Below are 20,633 nucleotides of genomic sequence, written 5' to 3' on the forward strand. Positions count from 1 at the left end.
AAAGTTTCTCCTCATTTACGATGTGTTTCTTTCGATAAAGCATGTTTTACAAGGCAATATGCTAAGAATATGCAGATAAACCAGTTTTTGGACTAAGGTTTTACAAGAAAACATCTGTGTACAAGATGTATCAGTACCCAAAAAAAATTTAGCGAGTTGATATGAATTCTGCAGCAGCAGGAAACTCTCCGGTATCGGATCCTCATAACCCGACCGGCAAAAAATTCTTTGGCCATCCCCGTATGCTGGCAAACCTTTTCTCCGTAGAAATGTGGGAACGTTTCTCGTTCTATGGTATGCAAGGCATCATGGTCTACTACCTCTACTATTCGGTAGCAGACGGTGGCCTTGGACTTCCAGAAAGTTCAGCTACCGGTATCATCGGCGCTTATGGGTCGATGGTTTACCTCTTCGCTATCGTCGGAGGGTTCTTCGGTGACCGCGTATTTGGGCCAGAACGAACATTGTTCTATTCGGCGCTTGCCATTATGGCAGGGCATATAGCTCTTGCATTACTCCCTGGTGTTGCCGGAGTTATTATCGGTATGGTTCTTGTCGCAATCGGCTCTGGTGGCCTTAAAACTAACGCGTCAGTGCTCGTCGGATCACTCTACTCACGAACTGACCCGCGACGAGATGCTGGGTTCACCATCTTCTATATCGGTGTTAATATTGGTGCTCTCCTTGGTCCTCTATTGACTGGCTTTGCATGGAAGACTCTTGGATTCCACTTTGGTTTTGGTCTAGCTGCCATTGGTATGGCGTTTGGTCTCATTCAATATTCTTTGACACGTAAGAATCTTCCCGCTGAGGTTCACACCATTTCTGACCCTCTTCAAACACACGAAAAACGCCGTTACAGCATTGCAGCTATCGCGGTGCTCGGCATCATCGCGCTTCTTCTTTCCTTAGGTGTTGTAACTGCGAATAACCTCTCTAGCTGGGTCATGGGTCTTATCCTCCTTGGCGCTTCTGCGTTGGCGTACCAGCTACTAACCTCACAGCAGACCACTGAGACAGAGCATTCACGAGTTATTGCGTTCTTGCCGCTATGGGTTGGTAACGCCGTGTTTTGGGCACTTTACCAGCAGCAGTTCACCGTCATGGCAGTGTACTCTGATACTCGCCTTGACTGGAACATTCTTGGTTTTGAATTCCCTCCCAGCACTATTAACTCTATTAACCCTGTGTTCATCATCCTTTTCGGTACTGTTTTTAGCACCATGTGGACGAAACTTGGTGATCGTCAGCCTCCAACACCTATTAAATTTGCCCTTGGCATCATTGGTGTAGGTATTGCGTTCCTGATTTTCCTTACACAGGCAGGTAACCCTTCTGTCAACGTTGGTTGGATTGTTCTTATCCTCTTTGTATACTCCATCGCTGAGTTGACGATTTCTCCGGTGGGTTTCTCGCTAGCGACAAAGCTTGCCCCTGAAGCTCATCGAAGCAATATGATGGCGTTCTACTTTACGTCAGTGTCCATGGGAACGGTGCTTTCTGGTTGGTTGGCACAGTTCTATTCTGAGGAGACTGAGGTAGCCTATTTCTCCATCCTCGGTGTTGGCACCATTGTTATCGGCGTTATCCTCTGGTTCTTCAATGGTTGGATTCTTCAGCGTATGAAAGGTATCCGCTAATGAGCTGAGACCTATAAGCGTTCAAGAATTATTATTTTGCCGGTGGGTGCACCATGATCATGGTGCACCCACCGGTTGTTTACGTGGTGTTTTGTGGTTTAAGAGATGTCGTTATATGGCTCTTAATCGTTGAGTTCGGCATATGTTGGTGGAGTGTTTTCACCTTGTATGTGTGCTCTGTCTATTGCTTTTCTTGGGTTCAGGTGGGGTTTCCTGTCATATTTTGACGTACAATAATCAGCGGTTCTTTTACATACTCACAATCAGCAGGAGCCTCTTATGAGCTCAAATACCTCACCTCGTTCCCCGTTCCGTTGGGAACTTCACGGTAACGGTAAACATATTTCCCCCGGAAACGTCGTTGCTCCGCACGAACGACTCACATGGGGACGCACCATCGGAATTGGCGCTCAACACGTTGTTGCCATGTTCGGTGCAACCTTCCTTGTGCCTCTGATTACCGGTTTTCCGCCGGCAACGACGCTTCTCTTCTCTGGATTAGGAACAATTCTCTTCCTCATCATTACCGCAGGACGAGTACCTTCCTACCTTGGATCTTCTTTTGCTTTTATTGCACCTATCGGGGCTGCGATGAATCAGGCAGGACCAGCTGGTGCTCTTGGCGGCATTGTCATGGCAGGTATCTCACTTTTTATCGTGGGACTTATCGTTCAGGTGGCTGGCACCGCATGGCTCACAGCGTTAATGCCGCCGCTCGTTACGGGCGCTATTGTTGCTCTCATCGGTTTCAATCTTGCCCCTAGCGCAAAAGATAACTTCATGAAAGCACCTGTTACGGCTCTCGTCACTCTTAGTTCCATACTTCTCATTTCCGTTATCTTTAGAGGGATGACAGGACGTTTGTCCATCCTCTTGGGCGTTATGATTGGCTACCTGACTGCTGTCATTCGTGGAGAAGTAGACTTTAGCGTTATTCATAAGACGTGGGAGGAGCAAGGGCTGATTGGCCTTCCTCATTTCCAAGCGCCTGAGTTCCATTGGAACCTAGCAGGTTTGTTCATTCCAGTCATTCTTATTCTGGTCGCTGAGAATATTGGACATGTTAAGTCTGTTGCTCTGATGACTGGTGAAAATCTTGATTCTTATTCGGGGCGTGCCATCATGGCTGACGGTCTTGCAACAACAATTGCGGGCATGGGCGGTGGCTCTGGTACTACCACTTATGCAGAGAATATTGGTGTCATGGCAGCGACTAAGGTGTATTCGACTGCTGCTTACTGGTTTGCGGCTCTTTTTGCGATTGCGCTTTCCATATTCCCTGTCTTTGGTGCGGCTGTAGCGTCTGTTCCTGCTGGTGTTCTTGGTGGCGCAGCGACTGTGCTTTACGGCATGATTGGTATGCTTGGTGTGCGTATTTGGGTAGAAAACCGTGTAGATTTCTCAAATCAAGTGAATTTGAGTGCGGCGTCTGTAGCTCTCATTATTGGCATTGCTGACTACACGTGGGATATTGGTAATCTTCAGTTCGCTGGTATTGCTTTAGGTACTGCGGCAACTCTTGTGGTGTACCATGCGATGGCGTTTATTGCGCGTTCCCGTGAAAGTGCCCCTGAACCGCTAAAACCGATGTCTTCAGATTCTTCTACCGACGATTCAGAACGCTCTGCAATTCTCTAGGCTGTTCTGCTTGCCACGAGGTTAGTATCTTTTTGATAAAAGGAAGAAGCCAGGCTCCCCAGCCTGGCTTCTTCCTTTTATCATCAACTCGAAAGTCGATAACATTATCACACACACATTTCGCTTCTCAGCAAGGGCTCTATCGAACCGTCTAATCAATAGTTAACACTGTTCACCTTTGGGAAGAATAGGTATAAAGTGAGAGAAACCTGAACATCTCATAACGATTCGATATCGAAATAATATTTGTCCTAGTCAAGCTGATTATGCGAGGAAATATTTACTGCACAAAAGATAAAGAAAAGGGTTATTTTTCAGAATTATCACAGTACGCACTCAAAAACTCTTCGATAATTTGAGCTACACCATCTTCACTAAAAGCAGGACAGGTACGCCCTACCTGCTCAATCAGAGCAGCAGAGCCAGAAGCCATCGCATACCCCTCCCCTGCCCATAACAACATCTGCGCGTCATTCGGCATATCACCAAAAGCAACAACATCAGCAGCGGGAATACCACGTTCATACGCGAAACGTTCTAAGGTATGTCCTTTATGAACATCAGCACGAGCAATCTCAACAAGCGCCTGACCTTTCACACCCAGCGTCGCTCCTAAAGATTCCCCAATCACCGCTTGTACACGTTCTAACAACTCGTACGGATCCGCGTGTGGATGGTGAATCAGATACTTCACTGCAGCATCTTCTTCGATAAACGCATCTGATAAATCACCAGAAATAATCGGAGCACCTTCTAAGACAGACGTTATTTCAAACTCACCCTGAACATAAATCTTCTCAAGCGTCTCAAGAGTAAACGTTGCTTCAGGAAAGGACTCTGTTAAACACTGATGGGCGGTGGCGATATCACGCATAGGAGTCAAAGAGGTTGAAACAATTTCACCCCGACCCAGGTGATACACCACCGCACCATTAGAACAAATCGCATACGAATCATAGGCAAGTTGCTCATGCAAAGGGGTAAGCCAACGAATGGGACGGCCCGTCACAAAGACCACTTCAACGCCTGCCGATATAGCTGCCTCTAAAGCAGCTATAGTACGGGGGCGAAAGCGAAAGTCTTCTCCAAGTACGGTGCCGTCCAAATCGCTAGCAATTAACCGCATCATGAAGAGGGATGTTCCTCATAAGTCACTGTTAAGAAAGCACGAGCAATACCGTGGAAGAAAATGTTAAATTCCACGACGGCAGGGGCAGTATTCTCATCCACCTCAAGCTTTTCAACATCTAATGCGGTAACACAGAAAATGTAGCGGTGAGCACCATGTCCGGCAGGAGGAGCACAGCCAATAAAGGAGTCAGTGCCACCGTCATTACGATGTGCAAGCGCACCCTCTGGTAGCTTCTGTGCAGCACCGCGTTCTAAAGATGTCACCTGGGCAGGAATATTTGAAACACACCAGTGCCAAAAACCAGAAGGAGTTGGTGCGTCAGGGTCAAAACATGTCACCACAAAAGACTTTGCTTCTTCAGGGAAACCTTCCCACGATAGCTGTGGTGAAGTGTCAGTTCCTCCCTCAACACCAAAAAGAGCTGATGTGAGCCACTGCGGAGCTTTTTCTCCGTCACGAAGATCCTCAGATGTAAGCGTGAAAGAGGGTAGCTGTGGTAGCTGTGCATAGGGTTCGCGTTGAAGCATGGGGGGGTGCACTCCTATATGAGAGTAGTTTATATCTTTAGATTACCCTGATTCTGAACTGGCATAAACCTTTATCTCATGTTGCCAGAAAGTTGAAGAACAACAGCTTGTCTATTCATGACATAACCATAAAAAACAACAGTATTGCTCATAGTGAATCAGGGTAAGGGCGTTCTTGGACTAACACGTCAAGAACATAGGAATCATCATAGAAGCCAAAGATGAGATTTACCTTAGAAAATTTTTCTACTTTTAGGCTTTCACCTGCTAAAACACACTAAATAAAGGTGAAAAGTGTATTTTTCCAGCCGTCCTTTACCATGCGTTCTCAAAAAATTCAGAGGGTATTTGTCTTTCTGTAAACACCTTCACAGAACTTCTTTTCAATGCTTCATAGAGTATGACATACATTCTGCACACGGAAGAAAGAACATATGATGAACACTCAATCGTTTTCTAACACCACCAAGTCCACCATTCTAGCCACTACTATCGGCGGGTTAGCAGGAGGCGTTATTTTTGGCATGATGATGGCAATGATGGGGATGCTCCCCATGCTTGCTAGCATGATTGGCTCAGAATCAGCTTTTGTAGGCTTTGCAATGCACATGATGATTTCTGGTGTATTTGGTGCTCTTGCCGGCGCTATTATTCACTTCTCAGGTCAAGACCAATCACTTACTAACGTTTCCGGTGCACTCATTGCAGGTAGCCTTATCGGAGTAATGTTCTGGATTGTTGGACCTCTTCTAATGATGCCACTGATGATGGGAGCACCAGTATTCACTATTACATCCGCTACCTTGCTCTCTTTGATGGGACACATCGTTTATGGTGTTGTTATGGGACTCACTGCTATGGTGGTTCTCCAACGCGCATAATATTTTCGGGTTCAGCACACCGACTGTCAGTAGCTTGGAGCAAATATGGATAGCGATTTTGCTTGTATTCGCGAATCAGATCTTTTCTCTCATTGTTCGCCCGAACAAATGAGTCATTTAGAATCACTTGCTCCTGCGCAGTTTTTTAGCCGTGGTGAACTGATTTTCTCTCGACAAGACCAGCAGCAAACGCTCTTTATCCTTAAAAAGGGAAGAATCCGTGTATTTCGCATTATCGATAGCGGTAAAACGTTAACCATCGCCATTTTGACCCCCGGAATGGTTTTTGGCGAGATGGCGCTCATGGGACAGTCAATGCATGAAAACTATGCAGAAGCTCTCGAAGAATGTCAGGTATGCGCTTTAAAGGTCAGCCATATTGAAGAGCTCATGAACACTGATCCACAGTTTACGGTGCAAGTCTCAAAAATTTTGGCTGAACGCGTTCAAGAGCTAGAGGAACGGCTCTCAGATAATCTGTTGAGGCCACTTCCAGCACGTATTGCACGAGTGCTTCTCAAAACATCAGAAAAAACCCTCATCACAGGAAAACCTATCGTTCGTCTAACTCATGAACAGATTGCAAATCTTGTAGGTGTGAGCCGTGAGATTACAAGTAAAACCTTGGCAGATTTTGCTACTCAGGGAATAGTGCGGCAAGGACGTGGAAAAGTCATTCTTACGGATATGCCAGCATTATATACGCAAGCATCTATTCACCCTTCAACCGATGATTTAAGGAAATAAACATAGTGACCGATCATTCAATTTCTTCTGCACAACTTATTGGTGTTTATGCCGCAGATGGAGGAATTAAAGGGGAGCTTTCGTATGTGTGGGGAAAGCTCCGTCATACGCGCTCTTGTGCGCTTTGCGATATTACACATGGTCTTAACCCGCTCGGTAAAAAAGAATGGAAAACAGCCTGTGCAACATTGTCAGTTCCTTTTAGCGCCGTACATTTGAACGAACGAAATGACCTGTTAAAAAAGATTATTCCTGATACACAGGCTCCTGCTATTGCATATATTCAAGACGGAACCGGCTTTATTTTGATTAATTCTGGAGAGCTTGAACAATGCCATAAGTCTGCTGAAGCGCTAGTATCCCTTATCTCTCAGAAGCTCATGAACATTGAAAGGCAGAACTAAAAGATGCGCCGTTATACGGTACGCGCAGTAGCATCTGGTCAAGAGATTGCTCGCACCTCAGATGCGCTGTTGATAGAGGGAAACTTTTATTTTCCCTCTCACGACGTTATTTCTGAGGCACTAGAGCCAGCACGATTGCGCACACTTTGTGTGTGGAAAGGCATTGCTCGTTATCAGCATGTGATAGTCAACGGTGAACGCATCTCTCATGGTGCATGGGTTTATCCATTACCATTGCCGTGGGCATGGTTTGTTAAAGGACGCGTAGCATTTGATGTAACTCAAGGAATTGACATCGTTCAGGAGTCTACCCAGACAGACATCAACTCCAGAGAAAATAGAGGATGAGTTTGGTGGCTCTCGACAGGATACAGGCTTTCTAGCCTTTAGAGTTCCCCTTGAGTCGCATAAGCCACACAAACACACCCCCTAGTATGTAACGAGGAATCACAGACAACAATAGACATGTTCCTCGTTTGGAAAGATTCTAGCTACTTTATCATTTCACTTGAATTGCTGCAGCACCGGGCGTCGCCTCAACAAAAGCAGGAGCACCAAAACCGTGCTGTTCAAAAGCATTCACCACAGCCTCGGCGATATCCTCAATTTTCTGTTGAGGGACCAAAGCAAGCACTGAACCGCCAAAACCGCCGCCTACCATGCGAGCGCCTAAAGCACCGGCATGCTCAGCGGCTTCGACAGCGACATCTAGTTGAGGGACAGTCACTTCATAATCATCACGTAGTGAAGCATGAGAACAACTCAATAGCTCTCCTAGACGTTTCCAGCTCTCATCGGTCACAGAAGCAGAATATATATCAATACATTCTTGGACTCGCACCATCTCATGAACTACGTGACGTATGCGAGCTATGGCTTGTTCTGGGGTGGTGTCTTCAGGAAGTTCGACGTTACTTAAGCTTTCTTCCCACCGTTGGACAACGGCTTCTGCGTCTGCGTAGCTCATATGCGTTGGCATAGCGTTACGCACGTTGTCTACGTTGAATGCCTCTGCTGCAAGCTCACAAATAGCACGGCGGTGAGCATACTGTCCGTCAGCTAGTTGGTGTGGTGCTTTTGTATCAATTACCAGGAGTGCCAAACCGGCAGAAGCCACATCAACAGTGAGGGGTTTAGTACTAAAATCACGGCAGTCGATGGTCAGCACAGAACCTTCAAGAGCACGTAAGGAAATGGATTGGTCCATTCCGCCCGTTTGAGCGCCGGCAATATTGTTTTCTGCAGCGATACATACCTGTGCCAAGGTTGCGCGCCCTTCATCGGTTTGATGAAGCGGTGCAGTTTCTTGCCTTTGAGCGGTGAGCTCGTCCAGAGCTAGCGCGACAGAACATTCCAACGCTGCAGAAGAGGACAGTCCGCCTCCCACGGGAACGGCTGACGTGATGGCGAGGTCTGCGCCCACAACGTCAATATCAGCAACTTTTTTCATTCCCCACGGAACACCAGCAACATAAGTAAACCAGCCGCTCAACGCACCTGGGGCAATATCTTTAAGAGCGATCTGCTCAACACCATCAGCTTGATCTGATACAGCTCGTAGCATGCCGTCTTGACGAGGTGATGCTGCAACGAGAGTGCGATGTGGCAACGCTAGGGGCATAACAGTTCCGCCGGCATAATCAACATGTTCACCAAGCAGATTTACGCGCCCAGGTGCAGCCCATACGCCAGCTGGTTCGTAGCCGTATTCTGCGATGAATGCGTTAACAACCGTGTGAATTTGGTCTTCTTGGGTGGGATTAGTAATCCAGTGTGGAGTGCTCATGGGAGATCAACTTCTTTCAGACGAGCAGCAATTTCTTCGGGTGTCCGGTCGTTAATCCACGCTGCCATTGCAGATTCAGAACCGGCAAGATATTTAAGTTTCTCAGGGGCACGTTTAAGGGAAAATACGTGTAAGAACATGCGGGAGATATGCTCTGCGCCCTCAGATGGAGCTTGATGCCATGCAGAGATATAGGGCAGTTCAACACCGTCAAAGTAGCGGTTAAGTCGTCCTAGTAGGTCTAAGTAGAGTTCACTTAGCTCATCAAGCTCTTCGGAGGTAAAACCCATAAAGTTTTTGACTGCTTTATGAGGCATAATCATGAACTCCACAGGCCATTTAGCCGCAAACGGGACGTAGGCGGTAAAGTTTTCGGTTCGTCGAATGATGCGCCGCCCGTCTCGGACTTCGCTCAATAGCACATCGGCAAGAAGGTCTTTACGGTTTTTTTGAGCGTAAGCGTCAGCTTGTTTTTTCAGTGCGGTGGTGTAAGGCGTAAGGTACGAATAACCGTAGATTTGCCCGTGCGGGTGGTGCAACGTTACACCAATTTCTTCACCTTTATTCTCAAAGATAAAGACTTCACGTACGGAGTCTAAAGCGAGTAGTTCTTTAGTGCGGTCTTTCCATGCTTCAAAGACGGTGCGTGCTCGTTGTTGGCTCAATGTTGCAAAGGAGCCGACAGCGTTAGAGGTGAAGCAGACAACTTCGCAGCGCCCAGCAGGAGTTGTCTCATAGTTGAGAGTGTTATCGTTGAGAACTTCATAGGGCCCTTGTAGTGAGGGGAAGCGGTTTTCGAAAACAACGACATCGTATTCTGGTTCAGGAATTTCGCTAGGGACGCTTCCTTGTCCGGCAGGTGCTAGGGGGTCTTCATCTGCTGGGGGGAGGAAGGTGCGGTTTTGTCGATGTGCTGCAATAGCTACGGGGTATCCGGTGAGAGGGTCGGTGCGTATGGATGCGGCGTCGTGTGGTGGTAGGGTTCGTGCTTCTAGCGGACGCGGGTCGTGGACGGTGCGGGCTTTTTCTCCGCTAACGTATGCTGCGGAGTCGTCATAGAAGATAATCTCTCGCCCGTCAGCGAGTGTTGCTGAGGTTTTGACGACGGTGGGTGTCAATGGTGTGCGTGTGGTTGTCATGATGCTAGAACTACCTCGTTTACAGTATTTTTCAAAATAGTGAGAGCCTCGTGAGGGATATCTGCGCCGGTAATGACGGTGTCGATATTTTCCCAAGGGGCGAATTGGCTCAACCCTCGAATATCCCATTTACTGTGGTCAAAGACGGCGATAACCTGTGAGGCTGAGGCAATGAGGGCACGGTTTGTTGCAGATTCAATCAGAGTGGGGCTCATTAGTCCTTGCTTAAGGTCTGCGGCGTAAGTACCCAGGAAAAGTACGTCCATGTGCAAAGTTGCCAGTGCAAGATCCGTGATAGGCCCGACGAGAGCGTCTGATGGAGTGCGCTGCCCTCCGGTCAGTAGTACTTGCGCGTCAGATGGCGACTGATGAAAAGTGTCATGAACGCGAAGAGAATTAGTAATAACGGTCAGTTCTGGAACTTTAAGGCAGTTCCTGGCGATGGTTGTGCACGTTGTTCCAGCAGAGAACCCGATAGTTTGTCCTGGGTGTACATATTGTAGGGCGCGCTGAGCAATCCGTTGTTTCTCTGGCTCATGCAGGAGCATTTTTGTAGCGAAGGTTGGTTCGCTACTGGCTCTGAAGGAGGTTGCTCCACCGTGGACTTTGACGAGTAATCCTAGGTCAGCTAGTTCGTTGAGGTCTCGGCGGATAGTCATTGCAGAGACGTTAAGTAGGTCTACAAGTTCGCCGGTGAGCACAGTGCCACGGGCTTCAATCTCACGCAGAATCTGGCTGTGCCGTTCTGATGCAAGCATGGGGCCTCCTGTTGTTGTGCTGTTGGCTGTAGATACAAGGATGTATCACCCTCCATTCAATCACAAACAAACATTTTTGAACACAAGTTTTTTATCTAGATGGAAAACATTCAGATAATTTTAGAAATATTCTTGATTAATCCTTGCATTAAAATACTTATAGGGGTTTACTGGTCATTGAATTGGCAATGTTGCCACACACCACATATAAACAAAAATAAACATTTCAACGTGGTCGTTGTTGTGTTTTCAAAACCCAGGAGCTCCACTATGTCTCTTGTAGCATCTGCTGATGGAGTGAGACTCGATCTACATTTTGTAGATTATCTAATGCTCATCATCTACTTCGTTACCGTCCTCGCAATCGGCATTATCGCCCGCCGAAGCGTCAAAACCTCCATGGACTTCTTCCTCTCTGGACGGTCCATGCCGGCATGGATTACAGGCCTAGCTTTCGTCTCTGCAAACCTTGGAGCCACCGAAATTCTCGGTATGGCAGCAAACGGCGCAGAAATCGGCATGTCCACCATGCACTACTATTTCATCGGCGCTATCCCCGCGATGGTATTCCTAGGCCTCGTCATGATGCCGTTCTACTACGGCTCAAAGGTACGAAGCGTCCCCGAATTTATGCTCCGACGCTTCGGACGACCAGCACACCTCATCAATTCTTTAGCGTTCGCCATCTCCAACGTACTCATCGCAGGCATCAATCTCTACGCTATGGCTATCATCATTGAAGCAATGCTCGGATGGCCACAATGGGTTGCAATTATCGTCTCCGCGGTCTTCGTGCTTGTATATATCACCCTCGGTGGTCTATCTTCAGCAATCTACAACGAAGTCATGCAGTTCTTCGTCATCATTGCCGGGCTTGTGCCACTTACCGTTGTTGGCATGCACCGCGTAGGTGGTTGGAGCGGACTCAAAACAGCCCTCATGAACACCGAAGGCGTCAACAACCTTCACCTTTCCGCATGGCAAGGCACCGAAATTGGTCACGTCACCAACCCCATTGGTGCAAACTGGCTGGCAATTGTTCTTGGCCTAGGATTCGTCCTTTCCTTCGGTTACTGGACCACCAACTTCACCGAAGTTCAGCGCGCATTCTCTGCAAAGAACATGTCTGCAGCCCGCCGCACCCCACTCATCGGCGCTTTCCCCAAACTCTTCATTCCCTTTATCGTAGTTATTCCAGGCATGATTGCCGCAGCAACCATCGGTAACCAGTTTGCAGACGGCACTCTCACTTATAACGACGCCATTCCAAAGCTCATCCAAATGTATCTACCTTCTGGTGTTCTTGGTGTTGCCGTCACCGGTTTGATGGCATCCTTCATGGCTGGTATGGCAGCGAACGTTTCGTCCTTCAACACCGTATTTACTTATGACATCTGGCAGGAATACATCAAACCAAAGATGAGCGATTCCTACTACCTCTCTACAGGTCGGTGGGTTACCGTTGCTGGCGTTCTTATCGGAGTTTTCACCGCATTCCTCGCGGCTCAGTTCGGTAATATCATGACCTATATGCAGACCCTATTCTCATTCTTCAATGCACCACTATTTGCCGTATTTATTCTCGGCCTATTGTGGAAGAAGATGACTCCTCAAGCAGGTCTTTGGGGTTATGTCAGCGGTATCATCGCACCTGCACTGGTATGGATTTGGTACTTGAACGATCCAACCCTCTTCGAAACCGGCACTGCAGGAACCCTCTACATGGCTATTATTTCCTTCGTGACCGTGATGGTTGTTTCCGTTGCTGTATCGATGGTTACTACACCGAAGGCAGAAGAAGAGCTGACAGGATTGGTTTACGGTATTGGTACCATCGACCTCACCGGAGATTCTGTAGCGAGCGATACCGCATGGTACCGTTCCCCAGCGCTCCTTGGAACCATTGCTCTTGTCCTCTGCGTTCTGCTCTATCTTCCCATTATCTAAGGAGTCACTATGAGCAACAAAAACCAACCAACAGCTGTAGTGCTTAGTTCCGAAGAGAAAGAGCAACTTGTTCGCTCTACCCGTCGTACTGACCTACGTAACATTATCGGCGCACTCTTCGTTGTTTATGGTGTTCTTGTAACAGCTACAGGGATTCTTGACCCAGTAGCAGACAAGGCACTGACCGGCGGTATCCCCATCAACCTATGGACTGGGTTGAGCATGTTCGTCGGCGGTATCCTTTTCTTCTTATGGGCGAGGCTCTCCCCCGTCCCCGCGGAGGATATTCTCGCCAATGTTGAATCTATTGGAGAAAAAATTGCTGAAGGTGAAGCAAGCACTTTAGCTGAAGAACACTAAAAATAATGCTGTGGCTCAATAGTATGAACTATTGAGCCACAGTGCTATTTTCTTGCAAGATTCTCACACAACCGTCTATCTACGGAGAAGTTTATGTCTACATCATTTTCTGGGACAACCTACACGTTAAACGCTGGTGGGTATAGCGCCACCATTGCCGAGGTGGGAGCTAACCTAGAATCCCTTATATCACCCCAAGGCAAACAGCTTATTCTTCCAACTTCTCCCAACGAATTACGCGCTGGAGCACGTGGCTCACACCTTGCACCGTGGCCCAACCGTATCGACGGCGGACGATACACTTTTTCCGAGGTCGAGCATCAACTACCGATATCTGAAGTGGAACGACATAATGCTATTCACGGGCTCGTGATGTGGCAACGATGGTCTTTTGAAGAGCCCGTTATAAACGCTCATCAGGCTCAGCTATCAGGCACTCTTGAGCTTCCGCCATGCCCCGGATACCCTTTCTTTCTGAAATACACCGTGACGTATATTCTCAATAATGAAGGACTTCACGTAGAGTTTTCTGCGCAAAATGTGGGAGATGAACCCGCACCCTATGCGTACGCTGCTCACCCTTATCTGAGTGCCGGTGGGAATATTGACCAAGCATCAGCCCTAAACCAGTGGGTGCTAGAGATTCCTGCAGAAAAATATCTTGAAACAGATGAGCGCTTACTACCCGTAGCAGAACATTCTGTTGAAGGAACATCCTTAGATTTTCGTGATGGTGCGCTCTTAGGCAAGATGGAGCTAGACCATGCTTTTGGTTCGCTCTCTTACGCTGATAAGCGCGGCCATGTTCGTCTTTATGCTGATGTTCATCGTTCTTCTGGTGTGGAACTGACTTTTGATGAAAGTATTCGGTGGGTTCAGGTATACACCGACGGCTTAGAACGTCGGGCTTTAGCGGTTGAACCGATGACAGCACCTGCCAATGCATTCAATAGCGGAACTCATCTTGTGGTTCTTTCTCCTGGTGAAGAGCATATTTCACGGTGGGGAATTCGTGCTTTTGATCAGGCATAGAAAATACACACCCTCCTTCTATTCCCTAATCGGTATATAAAGAAAAACTCTGTAAAATACGGAATTACCTTATTTCTGCAGGTAAGCTGTGAAACGTTAGATGAACGCAACGAGGCGTACATCTAACGTTTTACAAGCACATATGCTCGGAGAATACGAAGACGTATCACCGCAAGGAAGAAGGAAGCCGTGGCGCTCTCTAGCACCCTAAAAAACACTGCATGGAACGACGCAGAATCAGCAGCAGAACAAATGATTCCGCTCATTGGAAAACTCAACCGAGAATACGGTGTAGTTGTCAGTATTCATGGACGTTCCCTCGTCAACCAATCCGTCATTCAGATTCTGAAATTACACCGATTTGCTCGGCAAATCGACCATGAAGAGCTCGACACCAATCGCTCTCTAGAAATTTTACAAACACTCGTCCAACTCCAATTAGCACCCTGCTCTATCGGATTAGCAGAACTATACCGACAATATGAGCGTTCTGGATCAACAGAGCTCGAAAAATGGTTACGCGAGGAACTATCCCCCGTTGTTGAAAAAGCAGGAACACAAACAGCAACCAACCAAGACGTTGTTCTCTACGGTTTTGGTCGCATCGGCCGTCTTCTAGCCCGCATACTACTTGAACGAACAAGTGGTTCCGGGCTTAATTTACGTGCCGTTGTCGTCCGTAAAAATGGAGAGAACGATCTCTACAAAAGGGCCTCACTCTTGCGACGAGACTCCGTACACGGAGCATTCGCAGGAACTATCCGCGTAGACGAGCAGAATTCCACCATCATTGCTAACGGGACGCCAATTCGTTTCATCTATTCCAACGACCCAGCAACCATAGACTACACAGAATACGGTATTCGTGACGCTATCATCGTTGATAACACTGGGCGTTGGCGCGATCACGAAGGGCTCAGCCAACATCTCAAGAGCAAAGGAGCCTCTCGAGTATTGCTCACAGCCCCTGGCAAAGGAGATATTAAAAATATTGTTTGCGGTGTTAACGACTCTGTTATTACTTCCGAAGACACCGTTCTTTCAGCAGCATCGTGTACAACTAATGCCATCACTCCAGTACTGAAAGTTATGGACGAAAACTTTACGGTACTCTCTGGTCACGTTGAAACGGTTCATTCCTTCACCAATGATCAAAACCTTATTGATAACTTCCATCGTGGTGACCGGCGTGGGCGTTCTGCAGCGTTGAACATGGTTATTACTGAGACAGGTGCGGCAAAAGCTGTTTCTAAAGCACTTCCTCAGCTTGAGGGAAAGCTGACAGGTAGTGCCATTCGTGTTCCAACACCAGATGTATCACTAGCTATTTTGAATCTGCGTTTAGAAAAACAACCAGATTCTAAAGAGTCACTTAATGCTCTCTTACGTGAGGTATCTTTAACCTCGTCATTACGCCGTCAAATTGATTACACCGATTCACACGAGGTGGTTTCTACCGATTTTGTGGGGTCACGCACGGCGAGCATTGTCGATGGGTTAGCCACACTGGTCACCGAGGATACAACGGTTCTGTATCTGTGGTATGACAATGAGTTTGGGTATTCTTGTCAGGTAATCCGAGTCGTAGAGAAGATGGCAGGTCTGCATATTCCAGCATTCCCGCCCGCACGATAGAGCATGTACCCTAGAGGGTATGAAGATTGCTACCTGGAACGTAAACTCTATTCGCGCACGAGCTGAACGCGTTGAAGAATGGCTAGACCGTTCTGACGTTGACGTGCTTGCTATTCAAGAGACAAAAGCTCAAGAGAAAAATTTCCCTTATGAAATTTTTGATTTTATGGGTTATGAAGTTGCTCATTTTGGGTTAAGTCAATGGAATGGTGTGGCCATTGCTTCACGCGTGGGATTAGAAGATGTTGAGCGGACCTTTGCAGGTCAGCCAAGTTTCGCTAAACCTGGTGACACTCCGGTTCAGGAGGCGCGTGCTATTGGTGCAACGTGCGCCGGCGTTCGCATTTGGAGCTTATATATTCCTAATGGGCGCGGACTTGAAGACCCTCATATGGCGTATAAGTTGGAATGGCTCAAAGAGCTACGTTCTAATGTTGATTCTTGGCTGAGCGCGGATGCTCAAGCACAGTTTGCGCTGGTAGGAGATTGGAACGTTGCTCCTTACGACCATGATGTGTGGGATATTGACTATTTCCGTGAGCATCAGATGACGCACGTTAGTGAGCCAGAGCGCGACGCGTTCTTTGCTTTTATGAACAAGAGCGGACTATCTGATGTCGTTCGTCCGTTCACGGAGGGCGAGTACACGTATTGGGATTATACGAAGCTACGCTTCCCGAAGAATGAGGGTATGCGTATTGATTTTCAGTTATATTCTCCAGCGTTGGCGCAGCGTGTAAAAAGTGCTCATATTGATCGCGAGGAGCGTAAAGGGAAGGGCGCTAGTGATCATACGCCTGTTGTTGTAGAGATTGCAGACTAGCTTCTAAACCTTGTGGAGGGAGAGCGCTTGACTGAGAGCCTGTTTTGGTTCTGGTTAGGCGCTCTTTTAATTTTAATGACACCCATAAGGAATGTTTCTTGGTGAAGTGTGTTAAATAGAAAATCCACCTGCACGTTAGAAGCCCGTACAAGTGGATTTTGTGGCTCCGACCGGCGTCGATCCGGTGACCTTACGATTTTCAGTCGCACGCTCTACCAACTGAGCTACAGAGCCAGGCATATGCTGTATATATGCCACAACCGCGATATTTCATCATAAAGAAATACGCGGTCGGAGCGACCCCGACGGGACTTGAACCCGCGACCTCCGGCGTGACAGGCCGGCGCGCTAACCAACTGCGCTACGGGGCCATAGCTGAAATTATCAACTAGGCTTTGTAGATGTAATCTACAAGTACCCCCAACGGGATTTGAACCCGTGTTACCGCCGTGAAAGGGCGGCGTCCTAGGCCGCTAGACGATGGGGGCCTGGACTGAACCAGCGGTTTTTACCCCGCCGTTCAAGACTCAATAAGCTTACGACAGTTTTGGGGCGCATGCAAACTCAAAATGGACAAAAAACCATTTTTTCTTATTAAAAACCGACCAATACGCGAGATAACAGCACAATAAAATCCATAAAAACCGCTAAAAATCAAGGAAGTTTCAGAAAATATACTTTCCTTATCAAGTAAAAAAATTTCTCAAAAAAGTTTTAAAAGACCGCAAAAAACCGCCACCAACGCCTAAAAACACCTCATCCACGATGCCATTACCTCAAAAACGCCAGCGCACAATATTCACCTTTGTTACCAACATTACTCCTGTTCACACAGAAACAGAACACTTTCACCCAAAACGCCCGACTCGGAATAAAAAGCACCCACATCATGCTATACAGATAAACCACACCACATACATCAAACAAGAACAAGGACACACATGAAGAACAAGAAAAATATTCTGCTTATCCTCTCCATTGCAGCACTCGTCGTATTAGGAATAGTCCTATCCCTCACCCAACCTTGGCGAGCCTTCACCAGCTCAACTATCGACGAAGCACTACCAGAATCAACACAACCAGTGACTAGTAACAGCCAACAGCCAACAGCTCAAAGCACACCAACACCACAAACAGCCACACAAGGAACATTCCACTCCCTCGACCACGACACAACAGGAACCGCAGCAATCATCACCCTCAACGATGGAACACACCTACTACGCCTCGAAGATCTTTCAACACTAGATGGCCCCGACCTCAAAGTCATCCTCACCGACCAAACAGGAGACTTCACCACCCTCAGCGCAGAGGACTACACCAACCTCGGAGACCTTAAAGCAACCAATGGAAACCAGAACTACCCCATTCCCTCCAACGTAGACATCAACACCATTAAGAGTGTTGTCATCTGGTGCGAACGTTTCAGCTCCCCATTCGGCGCTGCGACACTCAACTAACAGTTATACGCTCAATACAACAGTGGCAGGTCAAGAACTCTCTTGACCTGCCACTGTCATATACGTACCGTCAAGCCCAACTACCGTTGACGTAGAACACTCACTCTACCCCCAGCTAATATCCGCCGAAGGTGCAGTCTCTAAACGCTCATCTTCCATCTCAGGAACAATCATCACCGGACGCTTAGCATGGTGCAAAACCCCATGAGATGTAGAACCAAGAATCATCCCCACCAGACCACCGCGGCCACGGGTACCAACAACCACCATTCCAGCGTCCTCACCAGCTTCTAAAAGCACCTGCACAGGAGAACCATCAACTAACTTAAACTCAATCTCTAAACGCGGGAAATAACGACGCAGCCACTGCGCAGCCTTCCGTTGCAATTGCGCAATCTCACGATACATCGCTTCAAAATCAACAGCAGCAGGAACCCAATTCAGAGCACCCGTATAAGGCGCCAAAGCATTTACCAACGTCAGCTTTACCCCACGACGCTGAGCCTCTTCGGCGGCTTTCAACATAGCAACACGCGCCTGCGCAGAACCATCTGAACCAACCACAACAGGCTTCTTCGCGTCAGCATCTAAACTAGTAGATTCAAGATTCTCGCTATAAGAAGCAGGCACCGCAACCAACGGGCAATGAGAATGAGCCGGAAGAGACACAGAGACTGTTCCTAAAAGTCGCCCTAAAAAGCTACCATGAGAACGAGAACCCACAACAACTAACTCAGCACGCTTTGATAGTTCAACAAGAATAGCTGTAGCGTCGCCTGTCTCAACAGTGGCACGCAACTCTATACCGGTCGTATCAACACGAGAACACGCCTCATCAAGTATCTGAGCCACACCTTCACGCAACGCCTGTTCATCAACGACCGAATACCCAGCCTCAAAACCAGTACCAGTAAAAATAGGCAAAGAATATGCCGTTACCAAACGCACCGGAGTGTTCCGACGTCGAGCCTCGTTCACTGCCCAACGCAAAGCGCCATAGGATTGCTCCGAACCATCAATACCAACAACAATTTCTCCCGAAAATTGTGTGACGTCACGGTTCTTTTCGCGGGATTCAACCGCCTGATGTCCAAAAGTTTTCTGAGCCGATTCTTGGGCAGTCATTATCGTTCTCCTTTTCATCAAGAGCCTTGAACGAAGCTAAGCGTCTTACCATTAGCTTTTCAAGAACCCACTTTAATCATAGGTGCCGACCATCACATGTGCCAGGGTTTCGGGCATTCCAACCTGAAGAGAAAACATTCATTCAACACCATCACAACATCACGCTCCATAAAAGACGGTTTAAAACCAGGTTTCCCCGTTCCTACCCCGAAGCGAAGCAACATCAATGAGAGAATAGACAGGGATACTTTATCCACCTTGGGAGGAACAATGCGTCAACATCGCTGGAACACACAGAATCAAGAACACCGCATCATGGCGCCCCGAAATATTCAAGAAATACAAAAAACCATTAAAAATGCTGGCGAACACCAACAAACCATCACCGTGTTCGATACAGGATACGACTCCAAAAACATTACAGAATCTGAAACCCGCATACTCTCACTCAATCAGCTTAGCGGTCTCACCGCTATCAACCCGCAGCAACAACAAGCTACGTTTCTAGCCGGAACAACTCTTAGCCAAGCATCAAAAATCCTAGCAGAACACGGGTTTACCTTCACCAACATGGGAAGGACTGGGGAACAAACCCTCGCTGAAGCAATCTCCACAGGCATGCACGGAACGGGCAACGCCTATGGTATCTTCGCTACACAATTGCAAGAACTGACACTTATCACAGCTCAAGGAGACGTCCTCACATGCTCCCCGCATAAGAACAACGATATCTTCACCGCAGCACAACTCGGGCTAGGGGCCCTCGGTATCGTCTTCTCACTGACGTTCCGTATCGAACCGCTCTTTCGACTCCACGCAGCAGAACGAAAACGTACGTACAAAGACGTCATCCACCATTTCGCAGAGCGTTCATCAAACGCAGATCATTATGAAATAACATGGTTCATAGGCTCTTCACAAGTTAGAACTCGACGACTTACCCGCTTACCGTTACTCACCGATGGGTATATGAACCCTTCCGCCGTATTAAGCAAAGCCCGAAGACATCTCGGAGACAACACGCTCAATAACGGAGCATTTCACCTCATCAGTTATCTCGGGTATAAACAGCCCGCAACGAAACCAATCCTCAACAGCATCTCAAGCTGGGGCAAAGGCAACAGACGTTACGCAGATTTAGCGCCACAGGTCTACACACAAAAGCGCACAGTCCGCCACCACACCATGGAATACGCTTTCAACAGAAGCCAACTTGCAACCATCATGGAAGATATCCGCGCCTCCTACCATGACAGCAACAAACACCTCAGTTACCCGCTTCTAGTTCGTACAGCAGCCGCAGATAACATTGCACTATCACCGGCATACCAACAAGACACCGTCTTCATCTGCGCACGTGAATACTGGAAAACACCACCACAGCAAGCGTTCAATACACTAGAGACGATTTTCAAAGCGCATGGCGGGCGAGCGCATTGGGGACACTATCACACCAATAGTGCAGAAGAACTTCAGGGACTCTATCCACGTTTTGAGTGGTTTTGCGCTCTCCGAAAAGAGCTAGACCCTCAGGGGATATTTCTTAACGCTCAGCTACGCCGTTTGCTTACCTAGTGTTGAAAAAACTTAACAGTTTGG

The 20,633-nt window shown here is 47.7% G+C and carries 19 protein-coding genes and 3 tRNA genes; 13 read left to right on the forward strand and 9 right to left on the reverse strand.

Annotated features, from left to right (window positions below; all coding sequences use genetic code 11):
* Window positions 1-161: 161 nt before the first annotated feature.
* On the forward strand, window positions 162-1,640 hold the full coding sequence (locus tag ACN083_RS01945) for a peptide MFS transporter (protein WP_419101143.1): 1,479 nt from the start codon (window positions 162-164) through the stop codon (window positions 1,638-1,640).
* A 279-nt stretch (window positions 1,641-1,919) separates the two neighbouring features.
* Window positions 1,920-3,278: a uracil-xanthine permease family protein gene (locus ACN083_RS01950; protein WP_419101144.1), complete on the forward strand. Its 1,359-nt coding sequence runs from the start codon at window positions 1,920-1,922 to the stop codon at window positions 3,276-3,278.
* Between the two features lie 307 nt (window positions 3,279-3,585).
* Here the strand turns inward: ACN083_RS01950 and ACN083_RS01955 are convergent, their stop codons facing one another.
* Both ACN083_RS01955 and ACN083_RS01960 read right to left on the reverse strand, forming a co-directional pair.
* Complete coding sequence (locus tag ACN083_RS01955) at window positions 3,586-4,407, reverse strand: HAD-IIB family hydrolase (protein WP_419101145.1); 822 nt, start codon at window positions 4,405-4,407, stop codon at window positions 3,586-3,588.
* On the reverse strand, window positions 4,404-4,937 hold the full coding sequence (locus tag ACN083_RS01960) for a YbhB/YbcL family Raf kinase inhibitor-like protein (RefSeq protein ID WP_419101146.1): 534 nt from the start codon (window positions 4,935-4,937) through the stop codon (window positions 4,404-4,406). The genes ACN083_RS01955 and ACN083_RS01960 overlap by 4 nt, the downstream gene beginning before the upstream one ends.
* Window positions 4,938-5,371: 434 nt before the next feature.
* Between ACN083_RS01960 and ACN083_RS01965 the strand changes: the two genes are divergently transcribed.
* The 4 genes from ACN083_RS01965 to ACN083_RS01980 are packed head-to-tail and all read left to right on the forward strand — an operon-like array spanning window position 5,372 to window position 7,317.
* A complete protein-coding gene (locus tag ACN083_RS01965) occupies window positions 5,372-5,818 on the forward strand; it encodes a hypothetical protein (protein WP_419101147.1) in 447 nt (148 codons plus the stop codon).
* Window positions 5,819-5,863: 45 nt separating this feature from the next.
* A complete protein-coding gene (locus ACN083_RS01970) occupies window positions 5,864-6,565 on the forward strand; it encodes a Crp/Fnr family transcriptional regulator (RefSeq protein WP_419101148.1) in 702 nt (233 codons plus the stop codon).
* Window positions 6,566-6,570: 5 nt separating this feature from the next.
* A complete protein-coding gene (locus tag ACN083_RS01975; protein ID WP_419101149.1) occupies window positions 6,571-6,969 on the forward strand; it encodes a hypothetical protein in 399 nt (132 codons plus the stop codon).
* A 3-nt stretch (window positions 6,970-6,972) separates the two neighbouring features.
* Window positions 6,973-7,317, forward strand: a complete 345-nt coding sequence (locus ACN083_RS01980; protein WP_419101150.1) for a DUF427 domain-containing protein — start codon at window positions 6,973-6,975, stop codon at window positions 7,315-7,317.
* A gap of 151 nt (window positions 7,318-7,468) precedes the next feature.
* Here ACN083_RS01980 and galK read toward each other — a convergent pair whose 3' ends face one another.
* From galK to ACN083_RS01995, 3 genes are read right to left on the reverse strand one after another with little or no spacing between them, the layout of a single operon-like run.
* Complete coding sequence (galK, locus tag ACN083_RS01985) at window positions 7,469-8,755, reverse strand: galactokinase (protein ID WP_419101151.1); 1,287 nt, start codon at window positions 8,753-8,755, stop codon at window positions 7,469-7,471.
* Window positions 8,752-9,894, reverse strand: a complete 1,143-nt coding sequence (gene galT / locus ACN083_RS01990) for a galactose-1-phosphate uridylyltransferase (protein WP_419101152.1) — start codon at window positions 9,892-9,894, stop codon at window positions 8,752-8,754. Before galT ends, galK begins: the two co-directional genes overlap by 4 nt.
* Window positions 9,891-10,652 (reverse strand): DeoR/GlpR family DNA-binding transcription regulator, encoded by a 762-nt coding sequence (locus tag ACN083_RS01995; RefSeq protein ID WP_419101153.1) that lies wholly within the window; start codon window positions 10,650-10,652, stop codon window positions 9,891-9,893. The genes galT and ACN083_RS01995 overlap by 4 nt, the downstream gene beginning before the upstream one ends.
* Window positions 10,653-10,922: 270 nt before the next feature.
* Between ACN083_RS01995 and ACN083_RS02000 the strand changes: the two genes are divergently transcribed.
* The 5 genes from ACN083_RS02000 to ACN083_RS02020 all read left to right on the forward strand — a co-directional run bounded on the left by ACN083_RS02000 (window position 10,923) and on the right by ACN083_RS02020 (window position 16,449).
* Complete coding sequence (locus ACN083_RS02000; protein WP_419101154.1) at window positions 10,923-12,599, forward strand: sodium:solute symporter family protein; 1,677 nt, start codon at window positions 10,923-10,925, stop codon at window positions 12,597-12,599.
* A 9-nt stretch (window positions 12,600-12,608) separates the two neighbouring features.
* Window positions 12,609-12,959, forward strand: a complete 351-nt coding sequence (locus tag ACN083_RS02005; protein WP_419101155.1) for a hypothetical protein — start codon at window positions 12,609-12,611, stop codon at window positions 12,957-12,959.
* 93 nt (window positions 12,960-13,052) lie between these two features.
* Entirely contained in the window at window positions 13,053-13,991 is a 939-nt protein-coding gene (locus tag ACN083_RS02010) for an aldose 1-epimerase family protein (RefSeq protein WP_419101156.1), read from the forward strand.
* A 189-nt stretch (window positions 13,992-14,180) separates the two neighbouring features.
* Window positions 14,181-15,626, forward strand: a complete 1,446-nt coding sequence (locus tag ACN083_RS02015; protein WP_419101157.1) for a glyceraldehyde-3-phosphate dehydrogenase — start codon at window positions 14,181-14,183, stop codon at window positions 15,624-15,626.
* 19 nt (window positions 15,627-15,645) lie between these two features.
* The gene (locus ACN083_RS02020; protein ID WP_419101158.1) at window positions 15,646-16,449 is read left to right on the forward strand and encodes an exodeoxyribonuclease III; all 804 of its coding nucleotides are present in this window, start codon (window positions 15,646-15,648) and stop codon (window positions 16,447-16,449) included.
* Between the two features lie 161 nt (window positions 16,450-16,610).
* Here the strand turns inward: ACN083_RS02020 and ACN083_RS02025 are convergent.
* The 3 genes from ACN083_RS02025 to ACN083_RS02035 all read right to left on the reverse strand — a co-directional run bounded on the left by ACN083_RS02025 (window position 16,611) and on the right by ACN083_RS02035 (window position 16,937).
* A tRNA-Phe gene (locus ACN083_RS02025) sits at window positions 16,611-16,683 on the reverse strand.
* Window positions 16,684-16,746: 63 nt separating this feature from the next.
* Window positions 16,747-16,820 (reverse strand) — tRNA-Asp (locus ACN083_RS02030).
* Between the two features lie 44 nt (window positions 16,821-16,864).
* Window positions 16,865-16,937, reverse strand: a tRNA-Glu gene (locus ACN083_RS02035).
* Window positions 16,938-17,390: 453 nt separating this feature from the next.
* Between ACN083_RS02035 and ACN083_RS02040 the strand changes: the two genes are divergently transcribed.
* Window positions 17,391-17,909, forward strand: coding sequence for a DM13 domain-containing protein (locus ACN083_RS02040; protein ID WP_419101159.1), 519 nt, complete (start codon window positions 17,391-17,393; stop codon window positions 17,907-17,909).
* 105 nt (window positions 17,910-18,014) lie between these two features.
* On the opposite strand, the gene ACN083_RS02045 is transcribed toward ACN083_RS02040, so the two are convergent.
* The gene (locus tag ACN083_RS02045; RefSeq protein ID WP_419101160.1) at window positions 18,015-19,034 is read right to left on the reverse strand and encodes a universal stress protein; all 1,020 of its coding nucleotides are present in this window, start codon (window positions 19,032-19,034) and stop codon (window positions 18,015-18,017) included.
* A 270-nt stretch (window positions 19,035-19,304) separates the two neighbouring features.
* On the opposite strand from ACN083_RS02045, the gene ACN083_RS02050 reads away from it, so the two are divergent.
* Entirely contained in the window at window positions 19,305-20,609 is a 1,305-nt protein-coding gene (locus ACN083_RS02050) for a D-arabinono-1,4-lactone oxidase (protein ID WP_419101161.1), read from the forward strand.
* Window positions 20,610-20,633 lie beyond the last annotated feature (24 nt).

The sequence above is a fragment of the Rothia sp. CCM 9418 genome, assembly GCF_048512825.1.
Taxonomy (GTDB): Bacteria; Actinomycetota; Actinomycetes; order Actinomycetales; family Micrococcaceae; genus Rothia.

Coding starts and splice junctions, on each gene's coding strand:
- ACN083_RS02000 (WP_419101154.1), top strand. CDS start 10,923: ATGTCTCTTGTAGCATCTGCTGATGGAGTGAGACTCGATCTACATTTT.
- ACN083_RS02005 (WP_419101155.1), top strand. CDS start 12,609: ATGAGCAACAAAAACCAACCAACAGCTGTAGTGCTTAGTTCCGAAGAG.
- ACN083_RS02050 (WP_419101161.1), top strand. CDS start 19,305: ATGCGTCAACATCGCTGGAACACACAGAATCAAGAACACCGCATCATG.
- ACN083_RS02040 (WP_419101159.1), top strand. CDS start 17,391: ATGAAGAACAAGAAAAATATTCTGCTTATCCTCTCCATTGCAGCACTC.
- ACN083_RS01960 (WP_419101146.1), bottom strand. CDS start 4,937: ATGCTTCAACGCGAACCCTATGCACAGCTACCACAGCTACCCTCTTTC.
- ACN083_RS01945 (WP_419101143.1), top strand. CDS start 162: ATGAATTCTGCAGCAGCAGGAAACTCTCCGGTATCGGATCCTCATAAC.
- ACN083_RS01980 (WP_419101150.1), top strand. CDS start 6,973: ATGCGCCGTTATACGGTACGCGCAGTAGCATCTGGTCAAGAGATTGCT.
- ACN083_RS02045 (WP_419101160.1), bottom strand. CDS start 19,034: ATGACTGCCCAAGAATCGGCTCAGAAAACTTTTGGACATCAGGCGGTT.
- galT (WP_419101152.1), bottom strand. CDS start 9,894: ATGACAACCACACGCACACCATTGACACCCACCGTCGTCAAAACCTCA.
- ACN083_RS01955 (WP_419101145.1), bottom strand. CDS start 4,407: ATGATGCGGTTAATTGCTAGCGATTTGGACGGCACCGTACTTGGAGAA.
- galK (WP_419101151.1), bottom strand. CDS start 8,755: ATGAGCACTCCACACTGGATTACTAATCCCACCCAAGAAGACCAAATT.
- ACN083_RS01995 (WP_419101153.1), bottom strand. CDS start 10,652: ATGCTTGCATCAGAACGGCACAGCCAGATTCTGCGTGAGATTGAAGCC.
- ACN083_RS01950 (WP_419101144.1), top strand. CDS start 1,920: ATGAGCTCAAATACCTCACCTCGTTCCCCGTTCCGTTGGGAACTTCAC.
- ACN083_RS01970 (WP_419101148.1), top strand. CDS start 5,864: ATGGATAGCGATTTTGCTTGTATTCGCGAATCAGATCTTTTCTCTCAT.
- ACN083_RS02020 (WP_419101158.1), top strand. CDS start 15,646: ATGAAGATTGCTACCTGGAACGTAAACTCTATTCGCGCACGAGCTGAA.
- ACN083_RS02010 (WP_419101156.1), top strand. CDS start 13,053: ATGTCTACATCATTTTCTGGGACAACCTACACGTTAAACGCTGGTGGG.
- ACN083_RS01965 (WP_419101147.1), top strand. CDS start 5,372: ATGATGAACACTCAATCGTTTTCTAACACCACCAAGTCCACCATTCTA.